This is a genomic window from Pseudomonas sp. GW821-FHT05D12, from assembly GCF_059419825.1.
In genome coordinates this window covers 126552-140555 of record NZ_JBWKSN010000006.1, presented here as the reverse complement: position 1 = coordinate 140555, position 14004 = coordinate 126552, and the positions used below count along the sequence as shown (strand labels likewise).

Below are 14004 nucleotides of genomic sequence, written 5' to 3'. Positions count from 1 at the left end.
GGACTGACATGCGCCGTATGATCGCACCCGGCTGGCCCGGTAACCTGCTGGCCGTGGCGGCCGGTGCCATCACCACCCTGGCGCTGGCGCCGTTCGATCTGTGGCCGTTTGCGCTACTGGCAGTCGGACTGTTCTATATCGGTCTGCGGCAGCTGACACCACGCCAGGCCTTGGGCCGTGGCTGGTGTTTCGGTTTCGGCCTGTTTGGCGCCGGCACCAGCTGGATCTACTACAGCATCCACCACTTCGGCGGTGCCTCGGTGTTGCTGGCAGGCTTCCTGATGCTGCTGTTCACTGCCGCCATCGCCTGGTTCTTCGCCTTGCCCGCCTGGTTGTGGGCGCGCTGGCTGCGTCGCAATGAAGCGCCACTGGCCGATGCCCTGACGTTTGCCGCGCTGTGGGTCGGCCAGGAAGCCTTTCGCGGCTGGTTCCTCACCGGCTTCCCGTGGCTGTATTCCGGGTATAGCCAACTCGACGGCCCGCTGACGGGCCTCGCCCCTGTCGGCGGGATCTGGCTGATCTCCTTTGCCCTGGCACTGACGGCGGCCCTGTTGTGCAACCTGCCACGCCTGCTGGCGAGCAAGCGCAATGCCTTTATCGGCGCGGGCCTGGTCTTGCTGGTCGCCCCCTGGGCTATCGGCCTGGCCCTCAAGCATCACGCCTGGACTGCGCCTTCCGGCGCACCACTGAGCGTGGCCGCCATCCAGGGCAACGTCGAACAAAGCATGAAGTGGGACCCCGAGCAGCTCAATGCGCAGCTCGCGCTGTACCGCGACATGAGCTTCAGCTCCAAGCCCGTGGACTTGCTGGTGTGGCCGGAAACCGCCGTGCCGGTACTCAAGGAGTCCGTCGAGGGCTACCTGGGGATGATGGGCAAGTTCGCCGCCGACCGGCACACCGCACTGATCACCGGCGTTCCGATTCGCCAGGAAGTGCACCACCAGAAGCGCTATTTCAATGGCGTCACCGTGGTGGGTGAAGGCGACGGCACCTACCTGAAGCAGAAGCTGGTGCCCTTCGGCGAGTATGTACCGCTGCAGGACATGCTGCGCGGGCTGATCGCCTTCTTCGACCTGCCGATGTCGGACTTCGCCCGCGGCCCCGCCGACCAGGCGATGCTGCAAGCCAAGGGCTATCAGATCGCGCCGTTCGTGTGCTACGAAGTGGTGTACCCGGAATTTGCCGCCGGCCTGTCGGCCCAGAGCGACTTGCTGCTGACCATCAGCAATGACACCTGGTTTGGCCGCTCCATTGGCCCACTGCAGCATCTGCAGATGGCGCAGATGCGCGCGCTGGAGGCGGGTCGCTGGATGATCCGCGCTACCAACAACGGCGTGACCGGACTGATCAACCCGTTCGGGCAGATCACTGCACAGATCCCGCAATTCGAGCGCGGCATTCTCTACGGCGAAGTGGTGCCGATGCACAACCTCACGCCGTACCTGCAATGGCGCTCGTGGCCGTTGATCATCCTGTGCCTGGGGCTGTTTGGCTGGGCGCTGCTGGCGAGCCGGATGGCCAAGACAGTCTGACAGACACGACAAAACAATGTGGGAGCGGGCTTGCTCGCGAAGGCGTTAGTTCAGCCAACAGCTACGTTGACTGACACACCGCCTTCGCGAACAAGCCCGCTCCCACATTTGCAGGGCGGCGCTAGCGGTAGAACAACCGATAACCCACCTGCCCCACCGCCTCGTTGATCAACTGCCCGCTCTGCCACACCGACTTGAATTCCGGCATCCAGCCGCCCAGCGGCCGGGCATTGTCCACGCCCAGAAAGCCTACCGGCGCCGGGACCACGCTAAAGCCAGCCTTTTCAAAGCTCCACACCGAGCGCGGCATGTGCCAGGCCTGGGTCACCAACACCACGCGCTTGATGCCTTCGGGCAGCAATATCTCGGCACTCATTTGCGCATTTCCCCAGGTAGTACGGCTGCGCTCTTCCTTCCAGCGCACCGTTACGCCGAAGTCGTCGTGCATCGACACCGCCATCAACTCGGCCTCGCTGGGCGGCGTGCCGTAATGCAGGCCGCCGGTGGTCAGCACCGGCAACCCGGATGCCTTGGCCAGGCGCGCGGCATAGCGCTGGCGCTCCAGGCCGATACCGGTCGGCTGATCGGCGCCCCATGCCGGATCACCACGTTCGCGGCCCGAGCCCAGCACCACAATGGCATCGGCGCGCAGGGCCAGGGTCGACCAGTCTTCCCGCGCCAGCGGCGGTTCGGTCTCCAGCGCACGGGCGCCCCACTCCACCATCACCGGCAGGCTGATCAACCACATGCCGCCCAACCCGAGGGCAAAACAGACACCGGCCAAGCGTGGGCGGCTGCGACGAAACCACCAGGCAAGCGCCAGCAACAGCAAGAGGATGCCGGGCGGCAAGAGCAGTTGTTTAACGAAATAGCGAATAGGCATCGGGCATCTCCATAGATGCCCGAAGCCTAAGGTGTAACGGGGTTTAGCGACAATCTTTACGCTGACATGACGCGATAACGCAGCTCAGGGGGGAATGAACTACTTGTAGCGGACGGACCGGAGCTTTTCCGGGCCGCGACCGGCCGACAAGTCCTTGAGCCACACCACCTTGGCTGAGTGCGTGGGTTCCTTGGCTGGCGGGGGTGCTACCCAAGGAGGCGCACTGCGCCCGTTTCGTTCCAGATAAGCCTTGATCAGTTCCAGCTCCGCGCGGCTCAGACCGCGCAGTTCCAACTCGACAGGCCGTTCATCACGCAATCGGCCCGCTGTTCTCGCTGCATCCAATGCACGACCCAATCGGTCGATCAGTCCTTCGTAGATTTCCGGTTTCGTTGCGATTCGCTGCGATTCAACCATCCCCTCACCTCATTGAAGATATGACTCATTCCCCAATAAACAGCGTAGTCCTAGTGGCTGCACCTGCCTGGCGCCGCGACAGACGGCCCTGCCTGCGCAATCAGGGTTTCCCTCGATAGAGTGGGGTCATGTATGCTACGGCGCTTCCTGTAACTCCACTTCCCGCAGGGTTTGGGCACGGACGCGCCGCTTTTTGGTGTCGAACAACCCGGACAGTGCACCGAAGAGGATTAGGCCACCCCTATTCAGTTCAAAAGTAGCCATGCACGAACAATATCAGCCCCGTGAAATAGAAAATGCCGCCCAAACCTTCTGGGACGAGCAAAAGTCCTTTGAAGTCAGTGAACAGCCAGGCAAGGAGACTTACTACTGCCTATCGATGTTCCCTTACCCCAGCGGCAAGCTACACATGGGGCACGTGCGTAACTACACCATCGGCGACGTCATCTCGCGCTACCAGCGCATGCAAGGCAAGAACGTCCTGCAACCCATGGGTTGGGACGCCTTCGGCATGCCGGCAGAAAACGCCGCGATGAAAAACAACGTGGCGCCCGCCAAGTGGACCTACGAAAACATCGCCTACATGAAGACCCAGCTGCGCAGCCTGGGCCTGGCGGTAGACTGGTCTCGCGAAGTGACCACCTGCAAGCCGGATTACTACCGCTGGGAACAATGGCTGTTCACGCGCCTGTTCGAAAAAGGTGTGATCTACAAGAAGAGCGGCACCGTGAACTGGGACCCGCTCGACCAGACCGTACTGGCCAACGAGCAGGTGATCGACGGTCGCGGCTGGCGCTCCGGCGCGCTGATCGAAAAGCGCGAAATCCCGATGTACTACTTCAAGATCACCGCCTACGCGGATGAACTGCTGTCGAGCCTCGACGACTTGCCGGGCTGGCCTGAACAGGTCAAGACCATGCAGCGCAACTGGATCGGCAAGTCCAAGGGCATGGAAGTGCAGTTCCCGTACAACGTCGACTCGATCGGCGAAGCGGGCGCACTCAAAGTCTTCACCACCCGTCCGGACACCCTGATGGGCGCGACCTACGTCGCCGTGGCCGCTGAGCACCCGCTGGCCACCCAGGCCGCACAGAACAACCCTGAGCTGCAGGCGTTCATCGCCGAATGCAAAGGCGGCAGCGTGGCCGAAGCCGACGTCGCCACCCAGGAGAAAAAAGGCCTGCCGACCGGGCTGTTCGTCGAGCACCCGCTGACCGGCGAAAAACTGCCGGTGTGGGTCGCCAACTACGTGCTGATGCATTACGGCGATGGCGCAGTAATGGCAGTACCGGCCCACGACGAACGCGATTTCGAGTTCGCCACCAAATACAGCCTGCCGATCAAATCCGTGGTGCGCACCAGCTCGGGCGACACCAACCCGGCCCCGTGGCAAGACGCCTACGGCGAGCACGGCACACTGATCAACTCCGGTGAATTTGACGGCCTGGACTTCCAGGGCGCTTTCGACGCGATCGAAGTTGCACTGGTGGAGAAAAACCTCGGTGCCTCGCGCACCCAGTTCCGCCTGCGCGACTGGGGCATCAGCCGCCAGCGCTACTGGGGCTGCCCGATCCCGATCATCCACTGCGACAGCTGCGGTGACGTCCCCGTGCCGGAAGACCAACTGCCGGTCGTCCTGCCGGAAGACGTGGTGCCGGACGGCGCTGGCTCGCCCCTGGCGCGCATGCCCGAGTTCTACGAGTGCAGCTGCCCGAAATGCGGCCAGCCTGCCAAGCGTGAAACCGACACCATGGACACCTTCGTCGAGTCCTCGTGGTACTACGCACGCTACGCTTCGCCGCACTATGAAGGCGGCCTGGTGGAAAAAACCGCGGCCGACCACTGGCTGCCGGTAGACCAGTACATCGGCGGTATCGAACACGCCATTCTTCACCTGCTGTACGCGCGCTTCTTCCACAAGCTGATGCGCGACGAAGGCCTGGTGAGCTCCGATGAGCCGTTCAAGAACCTGCTGACCCAGGGCATGGTGGTCGCCGAGACCTACTATCGCCGCGAAGCCAACGGCGCCTACACCTGGTTCAACCCGGCCGACGTCGAGCTCGAGCGCGACAGCAAAGCCAAGGTCATCAGCGCCAAGCTGATCGCCGACGGCCTGCCGGTGGAAATCGGTGGCACCGAGAAGATGGCCAAGTCGAAGAACAACGGCGTCGACCCCCAGTCGATGATCGACCAGTTCGGCGCCGACACCTGCCGCCTGTTCATGATGTTCGCCTCGCCGCCGGACATGAGCGCCGAATGGTCCGACTCCGGCGTCGAAGGTTCGCACCGTTTCCTCAAGCGCGTCTGGCGCCTGGCGCATGCCCATATCAGCCAGGGCCTGCCGGGCAAGCTGGATGTCGCAGCACTGAGCGACGAGCAGAAAGCCATTCGCCGCAGCACCCACCTGGCAATCAAGCAAGCCAGCCAGGACGTGGGCCAGAACCACAAGTTCAACACCGCCATTGCCCAGGTGATGACGCTGATGAACGTGCTGGAAAAAGCCCCACAGGCCACCGAACAGGACCGCGCGCTGGTACAGGAAGGCCTGGAAACAGTCACCCTGCTGCTCGCGCCGATCACGCCGCACATCAGCCACGACCTGTGGAGCCGCCTGGGCCACAGCGACGCGGTGATCGATGCGCGCTGGCCGGTGCAGGACGACAGCGCCCTGGTACAGGACACGCTGCAGCTGGTAATCCAGGTCAACGGCAAGCTGCGTGGCCAGATCGACATGCCAGCCACCGCTACTCGCGAGGAAGTCGAAGCAGTCGCACGCGTCAACGAGAACGTGCTGCGCTTTACCGAAGGCCTGACGATCCGCAAAGTGATCGTGGTGCCTGGCAAACTGGTCAACATCGTCGCTAGCTAATCGGATCGGGCGCAGGGCTTGAGCCCTGCGCCGAACAAAGCCTTCAGGGCCTCGATAAGGCCCACATGGTTTCAAGGGGAGCAACAAAATGATCAAACGCAACCTGCTGGTTATGGGCCTCGCCGTGCTGCTGAGCGCTTGCGGCTTCCAGCTGCGCGGTACCGGCACCAACGAACTGGCGATCAAGGAACTGGACGTCAGCGCCCGCGACGCCTACAGCGAAACCGTCACCCAGCTGCGTCAGGTCCTGGAAAACAGCGGCGTTCACGTCTACACCGGCGCGACCTACAAGCTGTTCCTGGCCAATGAAAAAGAGACCCAGCGCAACCTGAGCTACGCCAGTGCCGGCCGTGCTTCCGACATCGAACTGAGCACCGTGCTCAGCTTTGAAGTCCAGGGTCGCGATCACCTGCCCCTGATGAATGACGACATCCAGGTGCAGAAAATCGTCAGCCACGACGGCAACAACCTCGTGGGCTCGGACTCCGAAATCATCCAGGTGCGCAAGGAAATGCGTCGTGAGCTGGTACAGCGCATGGTCCTGCGCCTGTCGATGATCACCCCGGAACAACTCGCGACCTTGCAACAACGCGCTGACGACAAGGCCAAGGCCGATGCGGACGCGCTGAAAGCGGCGCAAGAGTACGAAGACAACACGCCGAAACAGTCGCCTGTTGAAGTCCCAGTCGAGTAAGCCCGACGGGGCGCCCCAGGCGCCCCGTTCGCCCTGCCTATGAAACTCGCCCCCGCCCAACTCGCCAAACACCTGCAAGGTGGCCTCGCGCCTGTCTACATTGTCAGCGGGGATGACCCGCTGCTGTGCCAGGAAGCCGCCGACGCGATTCGCACCGCCGCACGCCAGCAAGGCTTCGATGAACGCCAGGTCTTCAGCGCCGACGCCAGTTTCGACTGGGGCACGTTGCTGCAAGCCGGCGCGAGCATGTCGCTGTTTGCCGAAAAGCGCCTGCTGGAACTGCGCCTGCCTTCGGGCAAGCCCGGCGACAAAGGCGCGGCCGCCCTGATGGAATACTGCTCGCGCCCAGCCGAGGACACGGTGCTGTTGATCAGCCTGCCCAAGCTTGACGGCAGCGCGCAGAAAACCAAGTGGGGCAAGGCCCTGGTGGAAGGGGCGCAAACCCAGTTCATCCAGATCTGGCCGGTGGACAGCAACCAGTTGCCGCAATGGATTCGCCAGCGCCTGTCCCAATCCGGCCTGTCGGCGACCCAGGACGCCGTGGAGCTGATCGCCGCCCGCGTGGAAGGCAACCTGCTTGCCGCCGCCCAGGAGATCGAGAAGCTCAAGCTGATGGCCGAAGACGGGCAGATTACCGTCGAGACCGTCCAGGGCGCCGTGGCCGACAGTGCGCGTTTTGACGTGTTCGGGCTGGTGGACGCGATCCTCAACGGTGAACCCGCCCACGCCCTGCGCATGCTCGAAGGCCTGCGCGGCGAAGGCGTCGAGCCACCGGTGATTCTCTGGGCACTGGCCCGCGAACTGCGGGTACTGGCCAATATCTCCCTGCAATACAGCCAGGGCACGCCGCTGGACAAATGCTTCAGCCAGGCCCGGCCGCCGGTATGGGACAAGCGCAAACCCCTGATGAGCAAAGCCCTGCAACGGCACTCGGCGCAACGCTGGGCGCAACTGCTGCTGGAAGCGCAGCGCATCGATGCGCAGATCAAGGGCCAAGCGGCCGGTTCGCCATGGATGAGCCTGAGTCGCCTGTCGCTGTTGATGGCCGGCCAGCGCCTGACATTGCCCGCCGAATAACCCAGCGCCCTGCAGGCGCCGGCTGGCCGGCGATTAGCCCCTAGGCCAAGAATGCTATCGCCGGCAAGCAGGCTCCTACAAGTTATGGCGCACGGTCTGACATATCAGCGGGCTTTACAGCGGCGCAACTTCGGCAGATTATTTGCGCCGTTGCCCCACCCCACGAGAGTACCGACCATGAGCAAAAAGCCATCCAAGCATGGCCCCAACAAGGCCAAATCCATCATCGCCCAGCCACTGTTCCGCAGCCGTCAGGAACGCGCCGGCAAGGGCAAAGGCAGCTACCGCCGCGAAGCCTTCCAGTCTAATAGCTGGGAGGCTTCTTACTTTCTGGCTGCCTGAAGGCAAGCGCCCCTCTGGCATGATAAGGTCTGCACCTGATTTGTAATCCCTGGACCTGTGCATGCCCTCTAGTCTTTCCCGTCGTTGGCACCTTCGCCAATTGATCGCTGCCTCCAGCCTCATTCTGCTTGTCGCCTGCGCGGAAAAACCCACCGCTGCTGACGCCCAGCCCCTGCCGACGCTCCAGACCGCCCCTGTCGCAGCGCCCGCCGTCGTCGCCCCGCTGGCCGTGGACAACCTCGATATCCAACCGACCCAGACCTTTGCCGAATGGCAGGCTGGCTTTCGTGTGCAAGCCCTGCAGGCCGGCATCACTGCCGCCGTGTTCGACAATGCCTTCGCCAATGTCACCCCCGACATGGCCGTGATTCGTGCCGACCGCAGCCAGCCGGAATTTTCCCGTCCGGTGTGGGAATACCTCGACGGCGCGCTGTCGCCGGTGCGGGTGCGCAATGGCCAGGCGCTGCTGATCAAGTACGCTGACATCCTGCAAAGCATCGAACAACGCTACGGCGTCGACCGTCAGGCACTGGTATCGGTGTGGGGCATGGAGAGTAACTTCGGCCAGTTCCAGGGCAACAACTCCGTGATCCGCTCCCTGGCGACCCTCGCCTATGAAGGCCGTCGTCCGGCCTTTGCCCAGGCGCAATTGCTCGCGGCGCTGCAGATCATCCAGCACGGCGATATCCAGGCCGACCAGATGAAAGGCTCCTGGGCCGGCGCCATGGGCCAGACCCAGTTCATCCCGACGACCTACAACACCCACGCCGTGGACTTCGACGGCGACGGTCGCCGCGACATCTGGAACAGCCCTGCCGATGCCCTCGCCTCCACCGCGCATTACCTGCAAAGCTCCGGCTGGCAGAAAGGCCAGCCGTGGGGCTTTGAAGTCAAGCAATTGCCGGCGAACTTCGACTATGCACTGGCCGATGGCGGCATCCGCAAAAGCGTGGCCGACTGGCTGAAGTTGGGGATTCAGTTGCCGCCGGGCGCGAGCCTGCCACCGAACGTCGACTCGTTATCCGCCGCCCTGCTGCTGCCGGCCGGCTACCGTGGGCCGGCGTTCCTGGTGCTGGATAACTTCCGCGCGATCCTCAAGTACAACAACTCGTCGTCCTATGCATTGGCGGTGGGGCTGCTGTCAGAGCGCTTCGCCGGCGGCGGCGTGATTCGTGGCGATTGGCCCAAGGATGAGCTGCCGCTGAGTCGCTCCCAGCGCATTGACCTGCAGACGGCGCTGAGCGCCAAAGGCTATGACGCCGGCAACCCGGACGGCATCATCGGCGCCAACACGCGCAAGGCGATTCGTGCAGCGCAGCAGGCGCTGGGCTGGCCGGCGGATGGCTATCCGACAGTGAAACTGCTGGAGTCGCTGCAGAACCGGTAGGGCGTCGTAAGGCAACTACCGCTATCGCAGGCAAGCCAGCTCCCACAGGGGAATGCATTCCAAATGTGGGAGCTGGCTGGCCGGCAGATGGCTATCCGACGGTAAAACTGCTGGAGTCGCTGCAGAACCGGTAGGGCATCGTAAGGCAACTACCGCTATCGCAGGCAAGCCAGCTCCCACAGGGGAATGCTTTCCAAATGTGGGAGCTGGCTGGCCGACAGTGAATCTGCTGGAGTCGCTGCAGACCCGGTAGAGCGTCGTAAGGCAACTACCGCTATCGCAGGCGAGTCAGCTCCCACAGGGGAATGCGTTCCAAATGTGGGAGCTGGCTTGCCTGCGAAGACGGCCTGACAGGCAACATCAAACTCAGCCTTTGAGCACGACATCCTGCTCCAGCACCAACCGCTTCTCCCCCGCATCCAACCGCACCAGCGCGCCCATCGGCAGCGTCAGGTTCGGGTCGCAATGCCCGGTGCGCCAGCCAGACAACACCGGAATGCCCAACGGGGCGAAGGTCTGTTTTAGCAGGCGCTCCAGCGCCACAGCGTCCACACCTGCTACATCCCCCACCAGCACACCGGCCACTTGTGCAAGCTTGCCCGCCAGGCGCAGATGCGTCAGCAGGCGGTCGATGCGGTAGATCGGCTCGTTGACGTCCTCGATCAGCAGGATGATGCCCTGCGCGTCGATTTCAAACGGGGTGCCCATGACCGCGGCGATCATCGACAGGTTGCCACCCAGCAAGCGCCCACAGGCAATGCCAGGCTCAATCGTGGTCAACGGGTACGCCACCGGGTGCGCCAACAGGCTGCCGCTGCCCAGCTGGCCGCGCAGCAGGCTGAACAAGGAAGACTCGGTGGGTTGTTGCTTGTCGCCGAGCAGGTCGGCATTGAGCATCGGCCCGTGGAAGGTCACGAAACCGGCGTAGCGGCTGATCGCCAGGTGCACCGCGGTGATGTCGCTGTAACCCACGAACGGCTTGGGATTGGCGCGCAGCAGGTCGAAATCCAGGCGATCGAGCAAGCGCGGCGTGCCATAGCCTCCGCGCAGGCAGAAGATCGCATCGATTTCAGGGTCGGCGAAGGCGGTATGGAGGTCATGCAGGCGCACGTCATCGCTGCCGGCCAGGTAGCCGTAGCGCTCATACACACCGGGGAAGATTCGCAAGTCGTAGCCACGGGCACGCATCCATTGCCCGGCTTTTTCAACGTCCAGCGCGGCAGGGCCGGCGGGGGCGATCAGGGCGATGGTGCCTTCACTGCGTAAAGCAGGTACGGCGGCCGCGAGTTGAGTGGTCATCCATGCTCTCCGTATCGGTGACGCAGAAACAACTGTAGGAGCTGGCTTGCCGGCGATGCGGTCACTTCGATGCAACAGATGCACCGAGGTGAAGCTATCGCAGGCAAGCCAGCTCCCACACAAACCGGCTTCTACAATTGGATCGGGGCCGGCTTACGAAACCAGGCTGGCCTTGACCAGCTTGGCCTGTTCGTCAGCGTGGTACGAGGAACGTACCAGCGGGCCCGAGGCAACATTCTTGAAGCCCATCTTGTAGCCTTCCTCGGCGAACCAGGCGAAGGTGTCCGGGTGCACGAAGCGCTGGACCGGCAAGTGGCTGCGGGAAGGCTGCAGGTACTGGCCGAGGGTCAGCATGTCGATGTCGTGTTCGCGCATGCGCTTCATGACTTCGATCACTTCGTCGTCGGTCTCGCCCAAGCCCAGCATCAGGCCGGATTTGGTCGGGATGTGCGGCATCATCTGCTTGAATTTCTGCAGCAGGGTCAGCGACCACTGGTAGTCCGAACCTGGGCGCGCGGCCTTGTACAGGCGTGGCACGGTTTCCAGGTTGTGGTTGAACACATCCGGCGGCTCGGCAGCGGTGATTTCCAGCGCTACGTCCATGCGGCCACGGTAGTCGGGCACCAGGGTTTCGAGCATCACGTTCGGCGACAGTTTGCGGATTTCGCGGATGCAGTCGGCAAAGTGCTGGGCACCGCCGTCACGCAGGTCGTCGCGGTCTACCGAGGTGATCACTACGTACTTGAGTTTCAGGTCGGCGATGGCGATGGCCAGGCTTTCCGGCTCGTTGACGTCCAGTGGCTTCGGCCGGCCGTGGCCGACGTCGCAGAACGGGCAACGACGGGTGCAGATATCACCCATGATCATGAAAGTGGCGGTGCCGCCGGAGAAGCACTCACCCAGGTTCGGGCAGGAGGCTTCTTCGCACACGCTGTGCAGCTTGTGTTTGCGCAGCAGGGCCTTGATACGGTCGACTTCCGGCGAAACCGGGATGCGCACGCGGATCCAGTCAGGCTTCTTCGGCAGTTCGGTGGTCGGGATGATCTTGACCGGGATGCGTGCAACCTTCTCGGCGCCGCGCAGCTTTACGCCGGCTTCCACCTTGGCACGCGGGGCCGGGGCCGGACGCTCGGTGATGTCCAGCGTCGGGATCATGGTTTGCACTGCATCAGTAGTCATAATCAGTCGATTCCGCCCGTGAGGGTCGTCTGCTCAGCATAGTCGAGGTGTTTGACGAGCTGCGCACGCAGCCGGGCACTTACCTCGGCAAATTTAATCGGTGTGGCGTGGTCGCTCAGTTGGGTCATCGCCAGCCCGGCGTAACCGCACGGGTTGATCCGCCGAAACGGCGCCAGGTCCATGTCCACGTTCAAGGCCAGGCCATGAAAGGAACAACCGTGGCGAATGCGCAAACCGAGGGAGGCGATTTTCGCGCCGTCCACATACACACCGGGTGCATCGGGCTTGGCCGCGGCGGTCACGCCGTAACTGGCCAACAGCTCGATCAGGCAAGCCTCCATGCGGCTCACCAGGTCGCGTACGCCAAACCCAAGCTTGCGTACGTCCAGCAGCAGATACGCCACCAGTTGACCCGGCCCATGGTAAGTCACTTGGCCACCTCGGTCGACCTGCACCACCGGAATATCACCCGGCAGCAACAGATGTTCGGCCTTGCCGGCCTGGCCCTGGGTAAATACCGGCGGGTGTTCCACCAGCCAGATCTCATCGGGGGCCGAGCTGCCGCGCTCATTGGTGAAGCGCTGCATGGCGTGCCAGACGGGCTCATAGTCCATCTGGCCGAGCTCGCGAAAGCCCAGGGTATGCGACATCACAGCACCATGTGCACGAAGCCGGTGGCCCGCAGTTCACTGTTGATGTTGTAGAGCTGGTCCTGATCCGTGGCAACGATGTGCAACTGGATCGTGGTGTATTTGCCGGTGGAGCTCTGACGCTCGTCCACACGGTTGTCGTTGATCGTCGCGTGTTTTCTGACGATCTCGAGAATCTTGTCCTTGCGGCCCACGCCGGTATCGCTGATCACCTTGACGGGATAATCCGTCACTGGGAATTCGATCTTTGGCGCCTTTACTTCTACTTCTTTATCGGTCATGGCGAAACGGCCTCGTAAGCGTAAGCCGTGGCGACGGGCAAAGCCCCGTGTCGGATCAACACGGGGCTTTGCAGGTGCACACTAATCAGTTGAACAAGCTGTAGAAGAATAGACGGATGCTATCCCACACGCGGCGGAAGATACCACCTTCGTCGACGGCGTCCAGCGCGATCAGGTCGGCGCTGTGCACCACCTTGTCGTCCAGCTTCACTTCGACCTTACCGATCACGTCACCCTTGGCGATTGGCGCGACCAATTGCGGGTTCATGGTCATGCTGGCCGCGAGCTTTTTCAGCTGGCCTTTAGGCATGGTCAGGGTCAGGTCTTCAGCCAGGCCGGCCTTGACCTGCGAGGTTGCGCCTTTCCAGACCGGAGCGGTCGCCAGCTCAGCACCCTTCTGATAGAAGGTCTGGGTTTCGAAGAAGCGGAAACCGTAGGTCAGCAGTTTTTGCGTCTCGGCCGCACGGGCCTGCTCGCTGTTGGTGCCGAATACGACGGCGATCAGGCGCTGGCCATCACGTACGGCGGACGACACCATGCAGTAACCGGCTTCTTCGGTGTGGCCGGTTTTCAGACCGTCGACGGTCTTGTCGCGCCACAGCAGCAGGTTGCGGTTAGGCTGCTTGATGTTGTTCCAGAAGAATTCCTTCTGGGAGTAGATCGCGTAGTGCACCGGGTCGACGCGGATAATCGCGCGCGCCAGGATCGCCATGTCGTGAGCCGACGAGTAATGCTCTGGGTTTGGCAGGCCGGTCGGGTTCATGAAGTGGCTGTTGGTCATGCCCAGGTCAGCCACGGTTTTGTTCATCATGTCGGCGAACGCGTCTTCGCTGCCGGCGATGTGCTCGGACAGGGCCACGCTGGCGTCGTTACCGGACTGAATGATGATGCCGTGCAGCAGGTCGCTCACGGTCACTTGCGAGCCGACCTTGATGAACATCCGCGAACCGCCGGTGCGCCAGGCGTTTTCGCTGACGGTGACCGGGTCGTTCTCGCCGATCTGGCCGCGACGGATTTCCAGGGTCGCGATGTAGGCGGTCATCAGCTTGGTCAGGCTGGCTGGGGGCAGGCGCTGGTCACCGTTGTTCTCGACCAGCACGTTGCCGCTGGCGGCATCCATGAGGACCCAGGCCTTGGCAGCCAGTTGCGGGGAAGCCGGCACCATTTCAACCGCCCAGGCGGCCGGGGTGATGATCAGCGAAAGAAGCAGGCACGTGCGTTTGGCTAAGGTGGTGATGTTCATCCGTCTCTCGAAATTGCTTATGGAAACTTGCCCTCGCGGGCAAAACTTATTCAGACAGCCCGCTACCAGACTGTCACGTGTTCGGTTGCCCGCTCACCCCTTGCCCCTGGGTTTTTATTGTTCAACGAGCCAACAACCAGGGTTCAAGCCC

General features: G+C 62.6%; 13 protein-coding genes. 6 read left to right on the top strand and 7 right to left on the bottom strand.

What is annotated here, in order from left to right; all coding sequences use genetic code 11:
- Window positions 1–8 precede the first annotated feature (8 nt).
- Window positions 9–1532, top strand: coding sequence for an apolipoprotein N-acyltransferase (gene lnt / locus AC07SI_RS13205; protein ID WP_495005842.1), 1524 nt, complete (start codon window positions 9–11; stop codon window positions 1530–1532).
- Window positions 1533–1653: 121 nt separating this feature from the next.
- On the opposite strand, the gene AC07SI_RS13200 is transcribed toward lnt, so the two are convergent.
- Window positions 1654–2415: a YdcF family protein gene (locus AC07SI_RS13200; RefSeq protein ID WP_495005841.1), complete on the bottom strand. Its 762-nt coding sequence runs from the start codon at window positions 2413–2415 to the stop codon at window positions 1654–1656.
- Between the two features lie 99 nt (window positions 2416–2514).
- The gene (locus AC07SI_RS13195) at window positions 2515–2832 is read right to left on the bottom strand and encodes a hypothetical protein (RefSeq protein WP_065910089.1); all 318 of its coding nucleotides are present in this window, start codon (window positions 2830–2832) and stop codon (window positions 2515–2517) included.
- Window positions 2833–3094: 262 nt separating this feature from the next.
- Between AC07SI_RS13195 and leuS the strand changes: the two genes are divergently transcribed.
- The 5 genes from leuS to AC07SI_RS13170 all read left to right on the top strand — a co-directional run bounded on the left by leuS (window position 3095) and on the right by AC07SI_RS13170 (window position 9201).
- Window positions 3095–5701, top strand: a complete 2607-nt coding sequence (gene leuS / locus AC07SI_RS13190) for a leucine--tRNA ligase (protein WP_495005840.1) — start codon at window positions 3095–3097, stop codon at window positions 5699–5701.
- A gap of 88 nt (window positions 5702–5789) precedes the next feature.
- Window positions 5790–6395: an LPS-assembly lipoprotein LptE gene (locus tag AC07SI_RS13185; protein WP_120450085.1), complete on the top strand. Its 606-nt coding sequence runs from the start codon at window positions 5790–5792 to the stop codon at window positions 6393–6395.
- Between the two features lie 39 nt (window positions 6396–6434).
- Window positions 6435–7472 carry a DNA polymerase III subunit delta gene (gene holA, locus AC07SI_RS13180; protein WP_065910085.1) on the top strand — a complete coding sequence of 346 codons (1038 nt, stop codon included), beginning with the start codon at window positions 6435–6437 and terminating at the stop codon, window positions 7470–7472.
- A gap of 177 nt (window positions 7473–7649) precedes the next feature.
- The gene (arfA, locus tag AC07SI_RS13175; RefSeq protein ID WP_003176285.1) at window positions 7650–7814 is read left to right on the top strand and encodes an alternative ribosome rescue factor ArfA; all 165 of its coding nucleotides are present in this window, start codon (window positions 7650–7652) and stop codon (window positions 7812–7814) included.
- A gap of 61 nt (window positions 7815–7875) precedes the next feature.
- Window positions 7876–9201, top strand: coding sequence for a lytic murein transglycosylase (locus tag AC07SI_RS13170; protein WP_120450090.1), 1326 nt, complete (start codon window positions 7876–7878; stop codon window positions 9199–9201).
- A gap of 366 nt (window positions 9202–9567) precedes the next feature.
- On the opposite strand, the gene AC07SI_RS13165 is transcribed toward AC07SI_RS13170, so the two are convergent.
- The 5 genes from AC07SI_RS13165 to AC07SI_RS13145 all read right to left on the bottom strand — a co-directional run bounded on the left by AC07SI_RS13165 (window position 9568) and on the right by AC07SI_RS13145 (window position 13853).
- Window positions 9568–10500 carry a S66 peptidase family protein gene (locus AC07SI_RS13165; RefSeq protein WP_495005839.1) on the bottom strand — a complete coding sequence of 311 codons (933 nt, stop codon included), beginning with the start codon at window positions 10498–10500 and terminating at the stop codon, window positions 9568–9570.
- 153 nt (window positions 10501–10653) lie between these two features.
- Window positions 10654–11655, bottom strand: a complete 1002-nt coding sequence (gene lipA / locus AC07SI_RS13160) for a lipoyl synthase (RefSeq protein ID WP_162473202.1) — start codon at window positions 11653–11655, stop codon at window positions 10654–10656.
- Window positions 11656–11681: 26 nt separating this feature from the next.
- Window positions 11682–12329: a lipoyl(octanoyl) transferase LipB gene (gene lipB, locus AC07SI_RS13155; protein ID WP_065910077.1), complete on the bottom strand. Its 648-nt coding sequence runs from the start codon at window positions 12327–12329 to the stop codon at window positions 11682–11684.
- Window positions 12329–12610 carry a DUF493 domain-containing protein gene (locus tag AC07SI_RS13150; RefSeq protein WP_043047980.1) on the bottom strand — a complete coding sequence of 94 codons (282 nt, stop codon included), beginning with the start codon at window positions 12608–12610 and terminating at the stop codon, window positions 12329–12331. The genes lipB and AC07SI_RS13150 overlap by 1 nt, the downstream gene beginning before the upstream one ends.
- 85 nt (window positions 12611–12695) lie before the next feature.
- Window positions 12696–13853 carry a D-alanyl-D-alanine carboxypeptidase family protein gene (locus AC07SI_RS13145; protein ID WP_065910075.1) on the bottom strand — a complete coding sequence of 386 codons (1158 nt, stop codon included), beginning with the start codon at window positions 13851–13853 and terminating at the stop codon, window positions 12696–12698.
- Window positions 13854–14004 lie beyond the last annotated feature (151 nt).

Coding starts and splice junctions, on each gene's coding strand:
- lnt (WP_495005842.1), top strand. CDS start 9: ATGCGCCGTATGATCGCACCCGGCTGGCCCGGTAACCTGCTGGCCGTG.
- AC07SI_RS13200 (WP_495005841.1), bottom strand. CDS start 2,415: ATGCCTATTCGCTATTTCGTTAAACAACTGCTCTTGCCGCCCGGCATC.
- AC07SI_RS13195 (WP_065910089.1), bottom strand. CDS start 2,832: ATGGTTGAATCGCAGCGAATCGCAACGAAACCGGAAATCTACGAAGGA.
- leuS (WP_495005840.1), top strand. CDS start 3,095: ATGCACGAACAATATCAGCCCCGTGAAATAGAAAATGCCGCCCAAACC.
- AC07SI_RS13185 (WP_120450085.1), top strand. CDS start 5,790: ATGATCAAACGCAACCTGCTGGTTATGGGCCTCGCCGTGCTGCTGAGC.
- holA (WP_065910085.1), top strand. CDS start 6,435: ATGAAACTCGCCCCCGCCCAACTCGCCAAACACCTGCAAGGTGGCCTC.
- arfA (WP_003176285.1), top strand. CDS start 7,650: ATGAGCAAAAAGCCATCCAAGCATGGCCCCAACAAGGCCAAATCCATC.
- AC07SI_RS13170 (WP_120450090.1), top strand. CDS start 7,876: ATGCCCTCTAGTCTTTCCCGTCGTTGGCACCTTCGCCAATTGATCGCT.
- AC07SI_RS13165 (WP_495005839.1), bottom strand. CDS start 10,500: ATGACCACTCAACTCGCGGCCGCCGTACCTGCTTTACGCAGTGAAGGC.
- lipA (WP_162473202.1), bottom strand. CDS start 11,655: ATGATCCCGACGCTGGACATCACCGAGCGTCCGGCCCCGGCCCCGCGT.
- lipB (WP_065910077.1), bottom strand. CDS start 12,329: ATGTCGCATACCCTGGGCTTTCGCGAGCTCGGCCAGATGGACTATGAG.
- AC07SI_RS13150 (WP_043047980.1), bottom strand. CDS start 12,610: ATGACCGATAAAGAAGTAGAAGTAAAGGCGCCAAAGATCGAATTCCCA.
- AC07SI_RS13145 (WP_065910075.1), bottom strand. CDS start 13,853: ATGAACATCACCACCTTAGCCAAACGCACGTGCCTGCTTCTTTCGCTG.